Genomic DNA, 19,481 nt, shown 5'->3' with positions numbered 1-19,481 from the left:
AAATCCGCAACCCGTTTAAGGAATAACCGCAAAACAGATGGTTCTTTTAAAAATTTCAGCAAAAATTATTGAAGATTGGCGTCTATTGCTTTCAAGAGTTTAACAATGTTGCGAACATCCTTGGCCGAAAGGCCTTCGACAGCTCTCGCGCCACAATTGGCGATGGAAACATTGATGTGCTCGACGCTTTTCAGGCCCGCTTCGGTCAGCTTCACCAGCGTCACACGGCCGTCCCCGTCGTCACCGCTGCGTTCCACGAAACCCTGGGCTTCCATGCGGCCAATGGTGCGCGTCATGGTCGGCGCCTTGACACCCAGCTTCTGGGCGATTTGCCCCGGCGTCAGGCTGCCTTCCTGCGCCAGCGCCAGGATGACGCCGTCCTGTCCGGCATAAAGCCCGCTTTCGGCGAGGCTGTGGCTGAGCGCGGTACGCATGGAGCGGGCGGCCTGGGTTATCGATTGCGCCAACTCCTCCGGGTTGAAGTTTTCATCCCTCTTTTTGCCGTCCTTGACCTTCTTGCCGCCCTTATCCTTCTTGGCGCTTTTGTCCTTGTTCCCGGATTTGTCCTTGCTCATACGCGAGTGCCTTTTACCCTGTGGCGGAACCGATATATGTTGCTGGAAATCCTTACCGAATGCTCGCGCGGACTGCCAGATGCCAAACTCATACACGCATTATCACGACGAAAACGTAACAGACCCTCATCTTCACGCAACAGGCGCAATTTCCGTGCTGCCGCTCGGCGCGCATGAACAGCATGGCCCCCACCTGCCCTTCGAGACCGATACGCTGATTGCCGAAGGCATCGTCGCCCGCCTTGCCGCCGCCTTGCCCGGTCATCTGCCCGTCTCCTTCCTGCCAGCGGAGCCGGTCGGATATTCCATCGAGCACATGAATGTGCCGGGCACGAAGACGCTGCGATACGATGAGGCCATCGAGCGCTGGCTCGGCATCGCCGAGTTGGAACATAAAAGAGGTGTGCGCAAATTCGTGATGCTGAACGCCCATGGCGGCAATTCACCGCTGATGACCATCGTCGCCACCGAGGCCCGCGCCCGTTTCGGCATGCTGGCGGTCGCCACGAGCTGGACCCGTTTCGGCGTGCCGGAAGATATCGTGAAGCCGGAGGACAAGGCGGTTGACATTCACGGCGGCGATATCGAGACATCCGTCATGCTGGCACTTCACCCCGAATGCGTGGCAATGGAAAAGGCCGCGAATTTCCCCTCGCGCCAGAGCGATTTCGCCAGCCGCTTCAAACACCTGCGCGCCTATGGCCCGCACGCATTCGGCTGGCTGATGAGCGACCTCAACCCTGATGGCGTTGCCGGAAACGCCGCCGCCGCGACAGCGGAAAAGGGCGAAAGGCTGATTTCCCACGCCGTCAACGGCCTTGTCGAACTGCTTGAAGATATCCACGCTTTTGACATAACGTTATTTCATAACAAAATTTGAGTGAGATGGCCGGATTCGGCCAAAATCTCTTTGAACTGCCGGAGCGTCGCGCCTATATGGACGACGACACATCTTCCTGAGGCCATCGGGCCTCTCTCCACGCGGGGTTTTCCATGACCGAAACAGCAACAGCCAAGCCCATTCCAGTCACCGTCCTGACGGGTTATCTCGGCGCCGGCAAGACGACGCTTCTCAACCGCATTCTCTCCGAGAACCACGGCAAGAAATACGCTGTCATCGTCAATGAATTCGGCGAGATCGGCATCGACAACGATCTGATCGTCGAATCCGACGAGGAAATCTACGAAATGAACAATGGCTGCGTGTGCTGCACGGTGCGCGGCGACCTGATCCGCGTCGTGGAAGGTCTGATGCGCCGCCCCGGCCGCTTCGACGGTATCATCGTTGAGACGACGGGCCTCGCCGATCCGGTGCCCGTCGCCCAGACTTTCTTCATGGATGACGACGTGCGCGCCAAGACCGAGCTTGATGCGGTCGTCGCCCTCGTTGATGCCAAGCACCTGCCACTGCGCCTGAAGGACAGCCGCGAGGCCGAAGACCAGATCGCCTTTGCCGATGTCGTTGTCGTCAACAAGACCGATCTCGTTTCGCCGGAGGAAGTTGCCCGCATCGAGGATATCGTGCGCGCCATCAATCCTTCCGCCCGCATCTACAAGACCACCCGTTCCGGCGTCGATCTCGCCCGGGTTCTCGATCAGGGCGCCTTCAACCTGGAACGCGCGCTGGAAAACGACCCGCATTTCCTAGAGCACGGCCATGACGACCACGTCTGCGGCCCTGATTGCGATCATCATCACGATCACGACCATCATCATCATGACCATGACCATGACCACGGGCATCATCACCACGATCATGACCATGGCCACGATCATCACCACCATGGCGCGGTCTCGCCGATCCATGACGTGACGGTCCAGTCAGTTTCGCTGCGCGGCGGCGAGATGAACCCCGAACGGTTCTTCCCGTGGATCCAGAAGGTCACCCAGACCGACGGCCCGAACATTCTGCGCCTCAAGGGTATCATCGCCTTCAAGGGCGATGCCGAGCGGTACGTGGTGCAGGGCGTGCACATGATCATCGAGGGCGATCACCAGCGCCCGTGGAAGGAAGATGAAAAACGCGAAAGCCGCCTCGTCTTCATCGGCCGTGAGCTGGACCGCGAGAAGCTGGAAAAGAGTTTTAACGCCTGCCTCGCCACGGCTTGATCTTTATCCCTCCGTCACCCCGGTCCTGAGCTGGGGTACGGCTGCGTTCGTCATCCGCCCGACGCGCGTTCTTCGACACCGTACACGGCAGTTGAAATCATTGACGCTCTGCGCTCCGGGCTCCCCCCCCTCTGTCCTGTCGGACATCTCCCCCTCAAGGGGGGAGATCGTTCCGTGGCGAGGTTTCGCACCTCTCGACGGTCGAGAATGAAGCGAGAAAAGTGCGTCTTGCCGATCTCCCCCCTTGAGGGGGAGATGTCCGGCAGGACAGAGGGGGGTGAGCCCGGAGCGCAGAACATCAATAATTTTCGACCGCTGTGCAGGATGATTCCCCTACCGCAAAGAATTCTATCTCCTTGATTTCGCGAATCGTCCGAACGTAAAAGCGGTTCCGCTTTTGCCGGAAATGCTCTAGAACCATGCCAGCCGGCGGGAATGACGCCCCGCCAATCAGACACAGATACGAAAGACCAATACCCCATGCCGACTGTTGCCCCGCTTGATATCGAAGGCCACGTGGTCTCGACCCATTTTCTCGGCGACATTCCCCTGTTTGCCACCGCCGCCGGCACCATTCACCGGCTCGATGGCGGCGAGAAGGTGACTGAGGCGCATGACGGGCTTTTGACCTGCATTCGCGACCCCTACAGCGCCACGCTGCTTTCCGGCGGCGAAGACGGGCGTGTGCTGCGCATCGGCCATGATGGCAGCCTCAGCGAAATTGCCAACGTGCCGCGCAAATGGGTGGGCGTCGTTGCCGGCGGGCCACAGAAGGCGGTTGCTTATGGTGTCGGCAAATCCAGCTTCGTGCGACTGCCGGACGGTACGGTCAAGGAATTCAAGGAAGAGCGCACGGTGGAGGCGATCGCGTTTGCGCCCAAGGGCCTGCGCATTGCCGTTGCCCGTTATAACGGCGTGACATTGCATTGGGTCGCCACAGCAGGCGACCCGGTGGATCTCGAATGGAAGGGCGCGCATACCGGCATCACCTTCTCGCCCGACGGCAAGTTCCTCGTCACCACCATGCAGGAAAATGCCCTGCACGGCTGGAAGATGGAAGCCACCAAGGGCGGCATGGAGGCCCGCCATATGCGCATGACGGGTTATCCCGGCAAGGTCAAATCCGTTTCCTGGTCGGCAAAGGGCAAATGGCTCGCCTCATCGGGCGCACCGGCCGCCATCGTCTGGCCCTTCTCCGGCAAGGATGGTCCGATGGGCAAGGCCCCGGAGGAACTCGGCACCCGCGCCAACATCATGGTCACCAATGTCGCCTTCCACCCTGTGGAAGATGTGCTCGCCATCGGGTTCATCGACGGCATGATCCTCGGCGTGCGCCTTGCGGACGGCAAGGAAGCCCTGCTGCGTCGTCCCGGCAAGGGTGCGATCACATCCATGGACTGGAGCGCCACCGGCAAGCTGCTCGCCTTCGCTTCAGAAGCGGGTGATTGCGGGATTATAGACATTTCGGCTTGAGGGCTGGCCGCCCGCGAGGCGGCCGCTTATCCCACGGCCAATCTCGCTGCCTCATTCCTGTGCCTGTCACAGGAATCCAGCCAGCCCAAGTCCCTGGGCTGAAAGGAGCCTCCCGTCGCGCAGACGCGCGTCGACCGGAATCCTGTGACAGGCACAGGAACGAGGGTCGTCCGCTATCTCGCCGCCAAGCCTTTGTGCAGGATTGCTGCCCCCTGCAATACCCTGCAATACCCTACTCTCCCACCTGCCGCCGCGTGAGGAACAAGAGCAGCAAAGTCGCGCCTGCACCGACCGAGGCGAGCCGGATCGAGGCCCCGAAGCTGGCATATTGCGATACGAACCCCATTAGCGGCACCGCAAATAGCGCAGCGAGAAAAATCGAATTCATATAGAGCGCCGTTGCCCGCGCCGTGCGTCCACGGGCAAAGCCCTGCACGAAGGTCAGACAGGTGCCGGCGAAAAGGCCGTAATAGGCACCCTCCATCGCAGCCCCCACCAGCATTGCGGGCAGGGTCGTGACCGAAGCGATGATGTTGAAGGCGATTATCGCCGTTATCGCCGCGCCGCTCAGAAGCAGCCGTGCGCTGATCCGGCGCATGATGCGCGGCGCAAGAAGAATAAGCAGAACTTCCATGGCGCATTTGACGCTGAGCGACAGGCCCGGCGCATAGTCCGGCAACCCCACTTCACGCACCAGAAACACCGGCAATGCCGAAGCGCAGAGCGCATGGGCGAAAGACATGCAGAAACTGGCCGCGGCGGCGAGAAGCAGCGGCATATTGCGCCGTGTGTCGCCCTCGCCCTGCGGCCGCCGTTCCATGGGGCTTGTCTGGTTCAAAGGCACGACGACGAGCGCAAGACCGCCCCAGATGACGGCCATCAGCATGGCATTCACGAATACCGCCTTCGCACCCGCAAGGTCGAAGATCAGATAGGCGGCGGCGGGGACCAGCATCCATGCCAGCGACACCATCGTCCGCAGGAAGGCATTATAGGCGGCCGTGTCCAGCCCCTTCACCCGGCCATGATACCGGCCGAAACTGAAAATGAGCGTGCTTGCGGCGTTGGAAAGCCCCATGCCGGTCGCCGTTACGGCGACCAGCAGCGCCATATGCCCAAAGCTTGCCGCCGCGGCCGCGACAAGAGCGCCGCACACCGAAAGCAACAAAAGCGGCCTCACCCGCATCCCGGCATCAACGCGCTCACCATAAACACGGCTTGCGACAATCGAAGCCAGCGCCGCCGTCACACTGTAAAATCCGACGGTGGCCGGCGGATGACCAAGCACCTGAATGATGTAGAAGCCGATAAATGGCACAACGGCGGCATTGGTGCTGCCGGCAATGAAGACCAGCAACGCGATCATATAGGCCTGGCGATCAAAAGCGCCCGGCAAAGTGCTTTTTTGTTGCATGGGAATCGTCTGAAGGCTGGCAAGCGGGGGTGGCACCCACCATCACATCAAAACGCTCCGCTGTTCAAGCCTGAGCGCAACACTGGATGCCGTTTCGTGGCTGAAAGAAGACGAGACCTTTTCTCTCCACTCAGGATTTCTATCGCCCACGGGCTGGACCTGCTTCAGCGGAAAGCAAGTGTCGTTCGATTAAGGGCACCTGCCCGGGGATGTTCTCGCCACCGGGCAGGTTATGGATTGATACTGCTTGACTGTCGCCCCGATGCGTTCGGCAGGGACGAACAACCGCCAATCAGAACTTCACGCCGAGACCGACGTTAACGACGTGGTCGCTGAGCTTTCCATCGGCAGAGAGGTTCTGGATAGTATAGGTTTTCTTGCCGAAATCGTTGTAGCGATATTCGAGACGGCCGAATATGTTGTCGGTGAAGGCGTAATCGATACCCGCACCAATCGTCCAGCCATTCAGCGTCTCGCTCGTGTTGCCGAAAGGCGTCTTGATCTTGCTGTTTGTGGCGGTGTAACCGCCGGCGGTGTAGATCAGGGCGCGGTCGATGGCATAGCCGGCACGCAGACGTGCCGAACCGTTCAAGCCCGAGGAAACCTTGCTGAGCTCGATCGTCTTTTTGCCCCAGGCGTAACCGAGGTCGCCCTCGACACCGAGAACGACTGACGGCGCCACTTCCGCATTATAACCGGCAAAGCCCGCGAAGCGACCGCCATCAAAACTATGCTTTTCGGTGTCACCGTCTTCCGTGGCTTTCAAACGGTTCCAGCCATAGCCACCGGAAACACCGGCGTAAAAACCATCCCAGGAAAAGGCAGGCGCAACGTCGCTGACAGCAGGCGCCGCCGGAATGTCGCTAACGGCATCAGCAGCAATGGCTGCGCCGGAAAGAACGCCAAGTGCGGCGAAGACGAGAAATGATTGTTTCAACATAAATTGCTCCTTCAAAACTGCCCTACCCGCCACGAAGCGGGCCTCGAATATACCCGCCGCCGAAATCACGGTCACAAACGACGAGTCGGGGACACGTTTTAATTGAAGCATCCAAACGTTAAAAACAAGTAACAATGACGCCAAAGCCAGAGAATAGCAAATTATATTGTATATTTCTACATTATAACTTCTTATTTCATTTGAAGTAAAATTAGAATATATAAACATAAATACACCGGATGCACGCATCTTTCTAAGGCACTTCAAGGATCGGCGAGCGCGACGACGCAGCTGGATCATCCTCCAAAAAAAGGGAGCCCGAGGGCCCCCTTCAGTCATGCGATGCGCCGTTTGTTCTTGCCGGAAATACCATGCGTCACACACACGCAACTCTGGGCTCGTTACCGGCTTATGCGCTTCGCGCATCGTCTGCGTCGAAAATCCCTGATGATCTTCGAGCTGTCCCGTAAGAGCGGGATGGCGAAAGACAATGGTTTCGCCATCCCTTTCTTCATTCCTTAGAGCCTGATCCGAAATTAAGTTGAGTGGTGTCAGCGGGTTAGCTTGACGCCATCCCAAGTCGCTGATTCACGGGGTTTTGCAACAAACTTCCGGAGTTCGACGATGTGGACCGACACCACTCGGGCGCAGTATGCCCGTGCACAGCTGACTTTGCCAAGCGATTTGACTGACGCGGAATGGGCCGTGCTGGAGCCGTTTCTTCCGCAGCCTTCACAGGTTGGGCGTCCGCGGAAGTGGCCGCTGCGGCGCATCGTCGAGGCGATCCTGTATCTGCTGCGCGGAGGGCTGCCTTGGCGGATGTTGCCGCCCTGCTTTCCTCCGGTCTCGACGGTACGACGCTGGTTCTACCTGTGGCGCGACAATGGTCTGTGGCTTTCGCTCAATCATGCTCTGCTTCTGATCGGCCGGGAAGCGGCAGGGCGCGAAGCGTCGCCCAGTGCAGGAGTGATCGACAGCCAGAGTGTCAAAACCACCGAGAGCGGCGGGCCTCGGGGCTACGATGCGGGCAAGAAAATCAAGGGGCGCAAGCGCCACATCCTGACCGACACAGACGGCAACCTGGTTCATGCTGTGATCCACACCGCCGACATCCAGGATCGCGACGGGGCACCGTTCGTCCTCGCCGAAATAATCCGCCGCTTCCCGTGGCTGCGGCACGTCTTCGCCGATGGTGGGTATGCCGGTGACAAGCTCCGGGAGGCACTGCGCAAGATCGGAAAGAGCAAATGGACCATCGAAATCATCAAGCGGTCCGACGCCGCGAAAGGCTTCGAGGTGCTGCCGCGCCGCTGGGTGGTGGAACGAACCTTCGCATGGCTCAGCCGCAACCGACGTCTCGCCAAGGACTTCGAACAAACCATCGCCTCAGCAACCGCCTGGCTGTTCATCGCATCAATCCAGCTCTTCACACGCCGTATCGCAAGAGCATGAAATTACACGAGATAGTTTTGAATCAGACTCTTAGTGCCGGCGCTTCTTGCCGCCGTCATTCTTGTTGTCGATGACATCGACGGACGTCTTGTTGCCATTCAGCACGCCGTTCAGGATGCCGGTCTTGTTGCCATTCAAAATCCCGTTATTGGACAGGATGCCACTGACACCGAGATCGATGCTCGGCGAAACCACGACAAGGGCGCCGCCCTTGTTGCTGTTGCCGGACAGGATGCCACCCAGAAGACCGCCCGCATTGGCCTGACCAACGGAAGCGACAGTAAGAATAGCGGCTACACAAGCGAACTTTGCAATCATTTCTCTCTCCTCTTTTGTTTGATCACGCCATCTGGCGTAACTGAACTGTATATTTAGAGGATTCTAATTCAAGCAAAGGCTAATATTACAATAAACGATTCACACTAATACTGGCGATTTTAATCAAATACTACATATCTCGCCTCCGCCCTTTCGCTCCTTTTCCTAACAGTATCGGCAGGCACCTTTGGCGGAGACAGTAAAACCGGGCAGGAAACTTTATTAACCATCCAAATATAAGATATTGCTTAATTAGCGACCGGAGATGCAAATGCGGCTGGGGGGATATATCGCGCTTGTTCTCGGGCTTGCCTGCGCCTGCCGCGGGTGGGCGGGAGAAAAGGCCGATGAGCACACCATCATCTACAAATCCGGCATCTCCTATGACAGCAATTATTTCGCCGACACCAATCGGCTGAGCGCCATTTCGCTGCGCGCCGGCTTCGGGCTCACGGGCAAGATCGCGCTTGAAGGGGCGGAACTGCGTTACTCGCTTGAGCAGGAAGAGGTTCGCCTTCCCCGTTACCGTTTTGCCAATGAGCATAACACCATCGCGTCGCTGGGTTTGACCAGACGCTTTTCCGAAAAGCTGGAATGGGCTCTTGAGTTGCGCGGCACCCGCAGCGATGCCGGCGATATTTTCCTGCACCTGCCGGAAGAAAATATCGGATACAGGCAGCTGGATCACAAGCTTGAAGCCTCCTCCCAGCTTGGCATCCTCGCCCTTGGCGGCAAGAACAAGCTGACGGCCAGCCTTGCCAGCCTGATGAAAGGCGAGGCGCGATTCCGCCCGGCCTATTTCATCCCCACGCGTCTGGAGGCCAATGAGGCGCTCCTGTCGCTGAAGGCGGAACATGAACGGCCACTCGCCGGCGGTGAGGCTGGCATCACGATCGCCTATGACCGCATTCTCGTGCCGGAAGGGCAGCAGGAAAAATATGAGCGGTTTCCGGCCCATACGCTGCGCGGCTCGCTTGCTTACGGCTACAGGTTCTCGAACCGTCTCGCAGTGCTTGCCGAAGCTGGGCTGACCTCCATTTCCGGAGACGAGATCAGCGACAAGGTGAAGCGCACCCGGCCTTATCTCCGGGCGGAAGCCGAGCTGAAGGCCACGGACCGCATCGCCTTCGGCGTGGGCTTCTCGCAGGATTACGCCCTGTTCGATCCCGACGACCCGATCGCCGAATTTCACCGTCGCTGGCAGTTCGTCGTGAAAAGCAGGCTGGCCGAGAAGGTCGGCCTGGACCTCGCGCTGCAGCAGGTCCACAAGGACTGGATCTATTACAATTACGATACCAGCGAGCGCCGGCTGGTCGCCACCCTCTCTTTCGATACCGGCAAGAACAGCAAGCTGGAGGTGGAGTTCAACCGCCTGCTGCATGACGAGCGCGATACCGACCTTGCCTATGATGGCTCGAGCGTCACCTCGCGTTTCAGCGGCACCTTCTGAACTCCGTCTCAACCTGCGCGAAGGTTCGGACGCATCGGGTCGAAATTCGGTCCCAATTTCTGCTAGAGTCAGACCTTCCAGATTCGACGGCAGGACAGACCGGATAATGTACAGACGATTTTTGCTTCTCGCGGCCGGCCTCGCCAGCATCCCCGTCGCCGCCTCCGCCCATCCGCATATCTTTGCCGAAGCCCGGATGGAAATCGTCGAGGGACCGAACCGGACCATCCAGGAAGTGCGCAACATCTGGCGTTTCGACGAGATGTTCTCAGCAAGCGTTGTGATGGATTACGACAAGAACAGCGATCTGAAATTGGACAAGGACGAGCTGGCCGAAATCGGCAATACCGTGCTGGAATCGCTGGCCGAATATTCCTACTACACCTTCATCACCGCTGACGGGAAACCGGTGGAGTTCGGTAAACCCGACGCCATTCATGTGGATTACAAGGACCAGCAGATTCTGATGTTCTTTTCCGTGAAACCGCTCAAACCTCTGGCGGTGAAGGGCAGGCTCAGCTTTGGCGCGTGGGATCCGACGATGTATACGGCGATCGATTTCGCCAAGGACGGCGATATCGCCACCGAGGGCAAGGATTTGAAGGCCTGCAAGCAGCATGTGGTGCGCCCTGATCCGGACGAGGTGATCTCCCAGAACCAGAATACGCTCACCGATGCCTTTTTCAACGATCCCACCGGTACAGACATGACCAAGCTCTTTGCCACGCGGCTGGAGGTCACATGCTGAGCCGCCGGGTCGGCCTGCTTGCCGTCGTCATCGGCTTCATTGCCGTGGCCGGCGCGGCCCATGCGCAATCGCCGCTCGGCATAGGCTCGGCCGAACCGTCCTTTTCCGTCGGCGGGCCTTTCGCCCCGTTGATGCAGTGGATCAACGTGCACCAGCAGATGTTCTACCGGGCGCTGACCGGCGCGCTGAAGGCGATGCGCGAGGACAGCTGGGCGCTCGGTTCGCTGATCGGCCTCTCCTTTGCTTATGGCGTGTTCCATGCGGCCGGTCCCGGCCACGGTAAGGCGGTCATCTCCTCCTACATGATCGCCAATGAAACGCAGCTGAGACGTGGCATCGTCATCTCTTTCGTCTCGGCGCTCATTCAGGGCGCTGTCGCGATCGGCCTTGTCGGCGCGGCCTGGCTGGTGCTGCGCGGCACCTCAATTACCATGACGAAAGCGACACAGGCGATGGAAATCGCCAGTTTCGCCATGGTCGCCCTGTTCGGCGCATGGCTGCTGGTGCGAAAACTCTGGTCGCTGCGCATCCGGCGCGAGCCGGCCACCGTTTTCGCTGTGGCGGGTGAGGCACCGGCAGCAAGAACCACCGGCATGGGCACGGGGCTGCGGTTTCAGGGCAAACCGGTTTTTGCCGATCACGCCCATGACGGCTCGGGCGACCTCTGCACCACCTGCGGCAAATCCCATGCGCCCGATCCGATGCTGCTGAGGGCAAAGAACTTCAGTCTTCACGAGGCATGGTCAGCCATCATCGCTGTAGGGCTCAGGCCCTGCTCGGGGGCTATCATCGTCATGAGCTTCGCGCTTTTGAACGGGCTTTATCTTGGCGGTGTGCTCTCTGTCCTTGCGATGTCGCTCGGCACCGCCATCACGGTCTCGGTCCTCGCCATCATGGCCGTCTCCGCCAAGGGTCTGGCCGTGCGTTTCGCCGGCCCCGGCAGCCGCAGGGCGGCCGGTATCAGCCACGCGATCGAAATCGCCGGTGCGCTCTTCGTCTTGCTGATGGGCCTGATGCTGCTCGGCGCGTCGCTTCAGTTCTGATCGTTATGGCGGCGCTGGTAACGCGCCCGCAGCCAGAACAGCAGGAAAAAACAGAGCACCGCCACCGTGCCGAAGGCGGCCGCCAGCCAGGGCGAATAATCCCCGAGCCACAACATGATTTTAGGCATGATGAAGAATATCAGCCCGAAGCCGAGGATGATGAGCACCGCGGCAATGGCAGGCGACCAATCCTTCCTGGCGGTTGGCGTCTCGGACTTTGGCTTTTCAGGCGTTGGCATGGGCAAGCTCCGCGCGAATATCCTCAAGCTTGCGCTTCTGCGTGCCGTCAGCTGTAAAATTGTCCGGTGAAAGCCAGGCCTCGAAGGCCCTGCCGATCAGTGGCCATTCGCCGTCGATCATGGAAAACCACGCCGTATCGCGATTTTGCCCCTTCGAGATCATATGCTGGCGGAAGACGCCTTCGAAGGTGAAGCCATAACGCTTCGCCGTCGTCTTGGAGGGCTCGTTTTCGTTGTGGCATTTCCACTCGTAACGGCGATACCCCAGATCCTCGAACACATGCTTTGCCATAAGGTAATGCGCCTCGGTGGCAAGCGGGGAACGTTTCATCTTCGCCCCATGGGCGACGGAGCCGACTTCTACCACGCCATTGGCGGGATCGGGCCGCATGTAACTCGCCATGCCGACGATTTCGCCCGTTGTGTTTTCGACGAAGACCAGCGTCACCCAGTTAAGCTTTTCGCCAGCGCCAACAAGCCAGTCGCCAAAGGCATCCGCATCGGGAAAGGCGCTTTGCGGGAAATATCTGAGCAGCGCATTGGTGCCCTTGCCGCCAAGCGCAGCCCAGAGTTTCTCCAGATGTTTGTCGCGATCGAACGGTTCCGCCGTTACATAACGGCCCTTCAGCACCACCGGCAGCGGCGCCGGGCATCCCTTGAATTCACTCAGATCGCGCATTCTCTTCCCCATTTGCTGGGAGAAGGATTAGGGCAAGCCGGGCGGGATGACAACAGTGGATGTGGGGGTGGGATGCGGTGATCTCGGCGGGGCGCTTATCGTCCTCGGTGGGCGTGGCTCATCCCCCTCTGCCCTGCCTGGCATCTCCCCCTCAGCGGGGGAGATCAGCGGGAGGCCCTACCGCCGCTTCAATCGCAAACGTCGAAAGAGGCGAGATGTAGCCGCTTGTCGATCTCCCCCCTTGAGGGGAGATGCCCGGAGGGGCAGAGGGGGTGAGCCACACGCTCAAACCTCATGCCCAAGCCCAAACGCCAACCTACACCTTCGCCGCCACCACCGTCGCCTCGATGTGATCCACCAGCGCATCCGGCAACCCAAGCCGCCCGGCAAGAAGATCGAGATACCCCCGCTCCGCCCGCGTATCGGCCTCGATGGCAAGCCGCGAGGCGGTATAAAGCTCCACCTTCTGCTCTTCCGTGCGGGCAGCGGCCACCAGCGCGTCGATGTCGAGCGGATCGGCCAGTTCCTTTTCGAGGAAACGCTCGGCTTCGCTATCGAGGCCGGAAACCTGCACCTTGTCCATGATATTGGCGCGCTCTTTCTCATCGATATGCCCGTCGGCCTTGGCCGCCGCGATCATGGCTTGGATGAGCTTCAGCGCGAAATCATTGGAAAGCGCCGGCGACTGCGGATGGAAAGCGGAATCGGCGGGTGGAGCGAGAAGTTCCGGCTCTGGTTTCGGCGCGGCTTCCGGCGCCTGTCCTGACTTGTAATTCTTGTAGGCGAGGTAACCGAGGCCAGCGATGGCGGCGACACCGCCGATGGTGGCGACGTTGCCGGCGAGCTTGCGGCCGGTTTTGGTGCCCAGGATTGCGGCGGCGAGAGCACCGGCCTTGAGGGGATTGTTCTTGGCGATATCGGCGGCCTGCCCGGCTCTGTCACGGACGCTTCCCGAAAGGCCCGGCACCTGCGAGCCGAGGAATTGTTCAAGAAGCTTCTTGGCGTCGAACATCAAAATCTCCTGTAGAGGTCAAATCTACAGGGGAGATAGGAAGCCGTGGGCCGATTATAAATGTCAAACCCGCTCACGCCTTCGTGAACGGGTTTGACAGGAGATAAATCAGCCGCGCAGCGCAGCAGCTTCGGCGGCAAGCTTGGTGATGCCCGCCCAGTCACCCGTCGCCACCAGTTCGCGTGGGGCAACCCAGGAGCCGCCGACGCAGACGACGTTCGGCAGGGAGAGATAGTCGTTGGCGTTCTTGAGCGATACGCTGCCGGTCGGGCAGAAGACGGTGCCGGCGAGCGGCGAAGACAGCGCCTTGAGGTAAGGTGCGCCGCCAGCCTGTTCGGCCGGGAAAAACTTCAGCACCTTGTAACCCTCGTCGCGCAGCGCCATGACTTCGCTGGCAGTGGCGGCGCCCGGAAGCAGCGGCACCCTGGAGCTGCGCGCAGCTTCCAGCACGCTCTTGTTGATGCCTGGGCTGACGATGAAGGTGGAACCGGCTTCGGCAGCCGCCTCGAAATCCTTCGCATTGAGAATGGTGCCGGCGCCGACATTGGCGCCTTCCACTTCCGCCGCAACAGCACGGATGGCGTCCAGCGCGGCCGGCGTGCGCATGGTGATCTCGATTGCCTTCAGACCGCCAGCGACCAAAGCACGCGCAAGCGGCACGGCGGAGGCGGCGTCATCCACGATCAGCACCGGCACGACCGGCTGAAGTTTCAGGATGGAGAGAAGTTTTTCGGAGTCCTGGGCCAAGATGAGCCTCCTTGCGCGATTGAAACGATTGAAATCCCGTTTACCGATTAGCCTGCCCCGGCTTTGATGTCGAGGCATGGCAAGGCCATTTTTTGCCCTGATACTTCAATCAATTCGCTTCTTCATCAGGCTGTCTTGCGATAGTCTGGCGCACCAGTTTGCGGAGACAGCATGGCCAAGGAAATCGAACGGAAGTTTCTTGTTGCAGGCGGTGAATGGCGCGATGAGGTAACGCATAGCATGGCTTTCCGGCAGGCCTATGTCGCCTCCATGGAAAATCGTTCGGTCAGGGTGAGGGTCGTCGACGGGCGTGACGCGACACTCACCATCAAGATCGGCGCAAGCGCGCTCGTCCGCGACGAATATGAATATCCCATCCCGCTGGAAGATGCCGAGGAACTGATGGCCAGCGCGCCCGGCGTGGTGATCGAGAAGACGCGGCACACGGTTGATCACGGCGGCTTCACCTGGGAGATCGATGTTTTCGAAGGCCGATATAAGGGGCTTATCGTGGCGGAAGTGGAGATGGATGACGAAAATGCCGATCCGGATCTTCCTGCCTGGCTCGGCAGGGAGGTAACGGGCGACAGGCGCTTTTCCAACCAGTCCCTCGCCACGGACGACCAGAGCGGAGACCTGTCGGATGCCTTTCAGAATTGATCCGAAAAAGCCCTTTGACGATGAAATCCGCCGCGCCGGCCTGGAATTGATCGAAGACACGGTCACCATCCTGCGTAACCGTCCGTCCGGCCCGCACGAGGCCGTGCACGATGCGCGCAAGCGCTTCAAGCGGCTGCGAGCCCTCTACCGCCTCATCCGAAAGGCGGCGCCGGATTTCAGCCGAGAGGAAAATGCCCGCTTCCGGGATATTGCCCGTTCGCTCGCCTTCGCCCGTGATGCGACGGCATTGGTGGAAACGGCGGAATATCTGGAGGCTTTCGCGCTCTCCGATACACAGGGTGAGGCGCTGCGGTCCATCACGGCGATGCTGCGCGCGCGTCGGGATCATGCGGTGAAATACGAGGCCGCTCTCGACGAGGCGATTTCTGCGGCCATCACCGGCTGCGAGGCGGGACGTGAACGGCTGAAGACGCTATCGCTGCCGGATGAGCTCAAGGACAGCGCCCGGCTGCTGAGGACAAGCTGGGCGCGGCAGAGGAAACGGGCGCGACAGGCGCTGGCCGATTGCCACGAGCGGGCCGATGTCGAGCATTTCCATGAGTTGCGCAAGGCCGGCCAGACCTACTGGATGCATCTCGGTCTGATGAGGCGTATCTGGCCATCCGCCATGCGCGCCAAGCGCGCCGATACCAAGCGACTGGTCGACATTCTCGGCCACGAACACGATCTCTCGGTTCTCGCCGCCGTGGCCGACCGCGAGCCCGACCGCTTTGGCAACGGCGAACGGCTGGCGCTGCTGCTCGACGCCATCATCGAACGGCAGCAGGCGCTGCGTGCCGAAGGCCTTGAACTGGCAGATGAGGTCTTTTCCGAATCTGCCAGCACGGAAAGCCGCATCGTCGGCCTGCTGTGGCGGCAGGCGGCGAAGTAGGCCAAACGCCACTTTCGGCGCTCGCTCACCTCCGTCATTCCGGCCTTGAGCCGGAATCCAGCCAGCCCAAGTCCTTGGGCTGAAAAGACTTGTCCCGCCGCGCAGACGCGCGTCGGCTGGATTCCGGCTCAAGGCCGGAATGACGGAGGAGGCATTGCGACATCCCGTTGCCTGCACACGGCAGCAGGAATGACAGGAAGCCAGCAAATCCTCCCGATTGACGATTTTCAAAATACCCGAACCCACCGATAAATATTGCTTTGCGGCCGCCGTCGCTGTATTTCACCGGCCATGACCGACACGACCATTCTCCCCCGCCCGGAAGTCTCTGGCGATTTCCTTGTGGCCGCGCTTTACCATTTCGCCCGCCTGCCGCGGTTCGAGAGCCTGCGTGAGCCATTGTTCGAGCTCTGCCAGAAGAACGGCGTGAAGGGCACGCTGCTGCTGGCCGCCGAGGGCATCAATGGCACGATCGCCGGCCCGGATGCAGGCGTTCACGCCGTGCTTTCCTTCCTGCGCGCCCAGCCGGAATTTTCAGCATTGGAGCACAAGGAAAGCCGCGCCTCGCACATGCCTTTCGTGCGGCTGAAGGTGAAGCTCAAAAAAGAGATCGTCACGATGGGCGTGCCTGATATCGATCCGAACCGGATCGTCGGCACCTATGTCGACCCGCGCGATTGGAACGAATTGATCTCCGACCCGGACACGATCGTCATCGATACCCGCAACGATTACGAAACCGCCATCGGCGTCTTCAAGGGTGCAGTCGATCCGAAGACGAAAACCTTCCGCGAGTTTCCGGACTGGGTGAAGAACAATCCCGGCCTGCACAACAAGCCGAAGATCGCCATGTATTGCACCGGCGGCATTCGCTGCGAAAAGGCCACGGCCTTCATGAAGGAGCAGGGCTTCGACGAGGTCTATCACCTCAAGGGCGGCATCCTGAAATATCTGGAAGAAGTGCCGGAAGAAGAAAGCCTGTGGGAGGGCGCCTGCTTCGTTTTCGACGAGCGTGTGTCGGTGGTGCATGGCCTGGCCGAAGGCGACCACCAGCTGTGCCACGCCTGCCGCAACCCGATCACCCCGGAAGTGCGCCTGTCACCCAAGTTCGAGGAAGGCGTCTCCTGCCCGAGCTGCTACGATGAGCGCAGCGAAGAAGACCGCCAGCGCTTCCGCGACCGGCAACAGCAGATCGACCTCGCAAAGAAGCGCGGCGAGCGGCATCTGGGGCGGTAAGCCCAGGTAGCTATAGGACTGTATCTAAATTTGGATAGAGCGGCGCCGCGTGTTTCTTCTCCCCGTCGGGGAGAAGAAACGAGAAGCGACACGTCGAGAACCTCACGCCCCCGCCCGCAGCGCAAAGAGCGGCGCATCCTGCCCGTCCAGCATGGCGGTGATCTCTTCCGCCGCGACCGGTTTTGAGAACAGGTAACCCTGCAATTCGTCGCAGCCGCACAGATGCAGTATGGCCGCCTGCTCTTCCGTTTCCACGCCTTCGGCCGTGACCGGAATGTCGAGGGATTTCGCCAGCGCCACGGTCGCCTGCAGCATTTCCAGCGAGCGGCCGCCCTTGTCGAGCGCCATGATGAGCGAACGGTCGATCTTCATCCTGTCGAAGCCGAAGCGACGCAGATAGCCGACGCTGGCAAAGCCGGCGCCGAAATCGTCGAGCGCAATATGCAGGCCGAGCTGTTTCAGCTTGTCTATCGCCGCACTTGCCCGCTCCGGGTGCTGGATGAAATAACCTTCCGTCATTTCCAGCCGCAGCCTTTCCGGCGGCGTCTTCGTTGCATCCAGAATATCCGCGACATGGCCGGAAAAGGCCGGATTGCGGAACTGCACGGGTGAAATATTGACCGACAGCTTGATGGACGACCATTGCTGTGCTGTCTCGCAGGCCTTGCGCAGCACCAGCAGGCCGAGCCGGTCGATGAGACCACTCGTCTCGGCAGCGGCGATGAATATGTCGGGCGGGACGAAGCCATATCCCGGCCTTTGCCAGCGGGCCAGCGCCTCCACCCCGGTAATGCAGCGCGTGGCGGCGCTGACGACCGGCTGATAAACCACCTGTATCTCGTCGTTCAAAATGGCGGAGCGAAGATCGGCCTCGAGCTGCAGTTTTTCCTCGCGCAGCGCATCCATTTTCAATTCGTAGGACACGTAACGACCGCGGCCGTTTTCCTTGGCCTGATACATGGCCATATCCGCGCGGCGCAGCAATTCCTCACCATTGATGTCCCCCGCCCGCGAGATCGACGTGCCGATGCTGCAGCCTATACTTGCCACACGCTCGCCTATGCTGAAGGGTTCGGTGAAGAGTTCCAGCAGTGACATACAGAGCTTGCGGCCTTCCACCCACACGTCGTCGCCCTGAATGGCGATGGCGAATTCGTCGCCGCCGAGCCGCGCCAGAACCGCGCCTTCCGGCACCAGCACCCTGAGCGCCGCCGCCACGCCCTTGATGAGCCGGTCACCCGCCGCGTGGCCGTAGGAATCGTTGATTTCCTTGAAGCCGTCGAGATCGAGATAAAGCAGCTTGATATCCGTCTTGTCGTGGCTTGCCCTGGCGACCATGCGGTCCAGCCTCGCGAAGAGACCGGCGCGATTATTGAGGCCGCTCAGCCGATCGCGCAGAGCTTCTTCCCGCGCCGCCGCCTCATCCGCCTTCAGACGATCGAGCGTGGCCGAACCGATAATGAGCAGCACCAGAAAGAACGTGCCGGCGATACCGAGCGCGGTAAAGACGACCGGCCGCGCCTCATGAAAACTGACATCTCCGGGCAGGTGCGACCGCCAGACGAGCCGTGCCAGCACCTGCCCCAGCGGATTGACGATATCCACGTGGTTGGCGGCCGTTCCCTCGCCATATTGCAGCTCCAGGCCCTCGATCACGTAGTTGCGGGCGAGTTTGTGCACCGTCGCCTGGGTGAGATGACGGGCAAAAACCAGATAGCGCCGCTCCGCACCGACCGGCGGCAGCGCTCCCGATTTGAGCCGCACCAGCGCAACACCGGCAGCGGCGATACCGTCCCCGGTTTTGACGAAACCCGTGACCTGCGAGGTGACGCCGGGACGCATGGACCGCACCCGTTCGATCATTTCCGGAAGGCCGGCGGCGAAATAGGTGCCGGGCACCCATTTCACCGGCTTGCCATTCTGATAAGCCATACGGACCTTGTCATCCTCGTCGATGATAACGGCAGTATCGAAAAGATCGTTATTGGCCGTCATGTCGCCGTAATTGCTGGCCACCCAGTCGAAGCGATCAGGAGCATAGACATATTCGGCGGCATCGTCCCAGGCGGCGTAATCGTTGAGCGTCGCACCAAGCTGTTCGCGAAAAGTGATGAGAGCTCCCGCCGTCGTCTCGCGTGAACGGGCACTGTCGAGCAGATTGGCCTTTTCCCGGACCTGACTGAGAGCGGAGAGGACGAGCGCCGTAACGATGAGAAGCACCAGCGCGAAGGTGGACAGCACAACGCCGACGGCGGTTCTGCGCCCGACCGGCAAATAGTCCCCAATGTTGCGCGGCGCAATCCGCATAAAATCCCCTTCGAAAGCATCATCTTGCGAAGGAAACATTCAAAAGCCGTTAAGCCGCGCCGTAACACCGACCCAAAAAACAACGGGTACAAAACGACAGTCCGACCGGAAATCTGAAAAATCCTTTCTGAAAGAACGGAGGTTTTTCAGGAAAAGTGGATTTGCGCCCGTCCGTAAAACAAAAAAC

Annotated in this window: 19 protein-coding genes; 10 read left to right on the top strand and 9 right to left on the bottom strand. The window is 60.0% G+C overall.

The features are described from left to right. Positions 1 to 65: 65 nt before the first annotated feature. Entirely contained in the window at positions 66 to 575 is a 510-nt protein-coding gene (locus EGT36_RS25945) for a MarR family winged helix-turn-helix transcriptional regulator (RefSeq protein WP_125271337.1), read from the bottom strand. 79 nt (positions 576 to 654) lie between these two features. On the opposite strand from EGT36_RS25945, the gene EGT36_RS25940 reads away from it, so the two are divergent. The 3 genes from EGT36_RS25940 to EGT36_RS25925 all read left to right on the top strand — a co-directional run bounded on the left by EGT36_RS25940 (position 655) and on the right by EGT36_RS25925 (position 4,157). Continuing rightward, positions 655 to 1,455 carry a creatininase family protein gene (locus EGT36_RS25940; protein WP_035207167.1) on the top strand — a complete coding sequence of 267 codons (801 nt, stop codon included), beginning with the start codon at positions 655 to 657 and terminating at the stop codon, positions 1,453 to 1,455. Positions 1,456 to 1,568: 113 nt separating this feature from the next. Next, positions 1,569 to 2,684 carry a CobW family GTP-binding protein gene (locus EGT36_RS25935; RefSeq protein WP_125271336.1) on the top strand — a complete coding sequence of 372 codons (1,116 nt, stop codon included), beginning with the start codon at positions 1,569 to 1,571 and terminating at the stop codon, positions 2,682 to 2,684. Positions 2,685 to 3,164: 480 nt separating this feature from the next. Further along, positions 3,165 to 4,157 (top strand): WD40 repeat domain-containing protein, encoded by a 993-nt coding sequence (locus tag EGT36_RS25925; RefSeq protein WP_004445165.1) that lies wholly within the window; start codon positions 3,165 to 3,167, stop codon positions 4,155 to 4,157. 232 nt (positions 4,158 to 4,389) lie between these two features. Here EGT36_RS25925 and EGT36_RS25915 read toward each other — a convergent pair whose 3' ends face one another. Both EGT36_RS25915 and EGT36_RS25910 read right to left on the bottom strand, forming a co-directional pair. Then, positions 4,390 to 5,571 (bottom strand): MFS transporter, encoded by a 1,182-nt coding sequence (locus EGT36_RS25915; protein ID WP_125271335.1) that lies wholly within the window; start codon positions 5,569 to 5,571, stop codon positions 4,390 to 4,392. 292 nt (positions 5,572 to 5,863) lie between these two features. Continuing rightward, a complete protein-coding gene (locus tag EGT36_RS25910; RefSeq protein WP_004445168.1) occupies positions 5,864 to 6,511 on the bottom strand; it encodes an outer membrane protein in 648 nt (215 codons plus the stop codon). 624 nt (positions 6,512 to 7,135) lie between these two features. On the opposite strand from EGT36_RS25910, the gene EGT36_RS25905 reads away from it, so the two are divergent. Next, the gene (locus EGT36_RS25905; protein ID WP_067489441.1) at positions 7,136 to 7,963 is read left to right on the top strand and encodes an IS5 family transposase; all 828 of its coding nucleotides are present in this window, start codon (positions 7,136 to 7,138) and stop codon (positions 7,961 to 7,963) included. 30 nt (positions 7,964 to 7,993) lie between these two features. Here the strand turns inward: EGT36_RS25905 and EGT36_RS25900 are convergent, their stop codons facing one another. After that, positions 7,994 to 8,281: a hypothetical protein gene (locus EGT36_RS25900; protein ID WP_004433441.1), complete on the bottom strand. Its 288-nt coding sequence runs from the start codon at positions 8,279 to 8,281 to the stop codon at positions 7,994 to 7,996. 271 nt (positions 8,282 to 8,552) lie between these two features. Here EGT36_RS25900 and EGT36_RS25895 point away from each other — a divergent pair, with 271 nt between their 5' ends. The 3 genes from EGT36_RS25895 to EGT36_RS25885 all read left to right on the top strand — a co-directional run bounded on the left by EGT36_RS25895 (position 8,553) and on the right by EGT36_RS25885 (position 11,522). After that, entirely contained in the window at positions 8,553 to 9,731 is a 1,179-nt protein-coding gene (locus tag EGT36_RS25895) for a hypothetical protein (RefSeq protein WP_125271334.1), read from the top strand. Between the two features lie 106 nt (positions 9,732 to 9,837). Then, complete coding sequence (locus EGT36_RS25890; protein ID WP_172965714.1) at positions 9,838 to 10,479, top strand: DUF1007 family protein; 642 nt, start codon at positions 9,838 to 9,840, stop codon at positions 10,477 to 10,479. Next, entirely contained in the window at positions 10,473 to 11,522 is a 1,050-nt protein-coding gene (locus tag EGT36_RS25885) for a nickel/cobalt transporter (RefSeq protein WP_035207155.1), read from the top strand. Before EGT36_RS25890 ends, EGT36_RS25885 begins: the two co-directional genes overlap by 7 nt. Here EGT36_RS25885 and EGT36_RS25880 read toward each other — a convergent pair. The 4 genes from EGT36_RS25880 to EGT36_RS25865 form a co-directional block, all read right to left on the bottom strand. Then, positions 11,513 to 11,761 (bottom strand): hypothetical protein, encoded by a 249-nt coding sequence (locus tag EGT36_RS25880; RefSeq protein ID WP_006700244.1) that lies wholly within the window; start codon positions 11,759 to 11,761, stop codon positions 11,513 to 11,515. The genes EGT36_RS25885 and EGT36_RS25880 overlap by 10 nt on opposite strands. Then, positions 11,748 to 12,440, bottom strand: coding sequence for a GNAT family N-acetyltransferase (locus EGT36_RS25875; RefSeq protein WP_125271333.1), 693 nt, complete (start codon positions 12,438 to 12,440; stop codon positions 11,748 to 11,750). The genes EGT36_RS25880 and EGT36_RS25875 overlap by 14 nt, the downstream gene beginning before the upstream one ends. Before the next feature lie 316 nt (positions 12,441 to 12,756). Then, the gene (locus EGT36_RS25870) at positions 12,757 to 13,452 is read right to left on the bottom strand and encodes a tellurite resistance TerB family protein (protein WP_004445183.1); all 696 of its coding nucleotides are present in this window, start codon (positions 13,450 to 13,452) and stop codon (positions 12,757 to 12,759) included. 108 nt (positions 13,453 to 13,560) lie between these two features. Further along, entirely contained in the window at positions 13,561 to 14,199 is a 639-nt protein-coding gene (locus tag EGT36_RS25865; protein WP_006700245.1) for a 2-dehydro-3-deoxy-phosphogluconate aldolase, read from the bottom strand. A gap of 171 nt (positions 14,200 to 14,370) precedes the next feature. On the opposite strand from EGT36_RS25865, the gene EGT36_RS25860 reads away from it, so the two are divergent. The 3 genes from EGT36_RS25860 (at position 14,371) to trhO (ending at position 16,987) form a co-directional block, all read left to right on the top strand. Next, entirely contained in the window at positions 14,371 to 14,859 is a 489-nt protein-coding gene (locus tag EGT36_RS25860; protein WP_125271332.1) for a CYTH domain-containing protein, read from the top strand. Next, complete coding sequence (locus tag EGT36_RS25855; RefSeq protein ID WP_125271331.1) at positions 14,843 to 15,751, top strand: CHAD domain-containing protein; 909 nt, start codon at positions 14,843 to 14,845, stop codon at positions 15,749 to 15,751. Before EGT36_RS25860 ends, EGT36_RS25855 begins: the two co-directional genes overlap by 17 nt. 291 nt (positions 15,752 to 16,042) lie before the next feature. Beyond that, positions 16,043 to 16,987: an oxygen-dependent tRNA uridine(34) hydroxylase TrhO gene (gene trhO, locus EGT36_RS25850; protein WP_004445192.1), complete on the top strand. Its 945-nt coding sequence runs from the start codon at positions 16,043 to 16,045 to the stop codon at positions 16,985 to 16,987. 102 nt (positions 16,988 to 17,089) lie between these two features. Here trhO and EGT36_RS25845 read toward each other — a convergent pair whose 3' ends face one another. Further along, positions 17,090 to 19,333: a bifunctional diguanylate cyclase/phosphodiesterase gene (locus EGT36_RS25845; protein ID WP_172965713.1), complete on the bottom strand. Its 2,244-nt coding sequence runs from the start codon at positions 19,331 to 19,333 to the stop codon at positions 17,090 to 17,092. Between the last annotated feature and the right edge of the window lie 148 nt (positions 19,334 to 19,481).

The sequence above is a fragment of the Agrobacterium sp. FDAARGOS_525 genome, from assembly GCF_003938925.1.
Classification (GTDB): domain Bacteria; phylum Pseudomonadota; class Alphaproteobacteria; order Rhizobiales; family Rhizobiaceae; genus Agrobacterium; species Agrobacterium pusense.
This window is presented reverse-complemented; position numbering and strand designations above follow the sequence as displayed.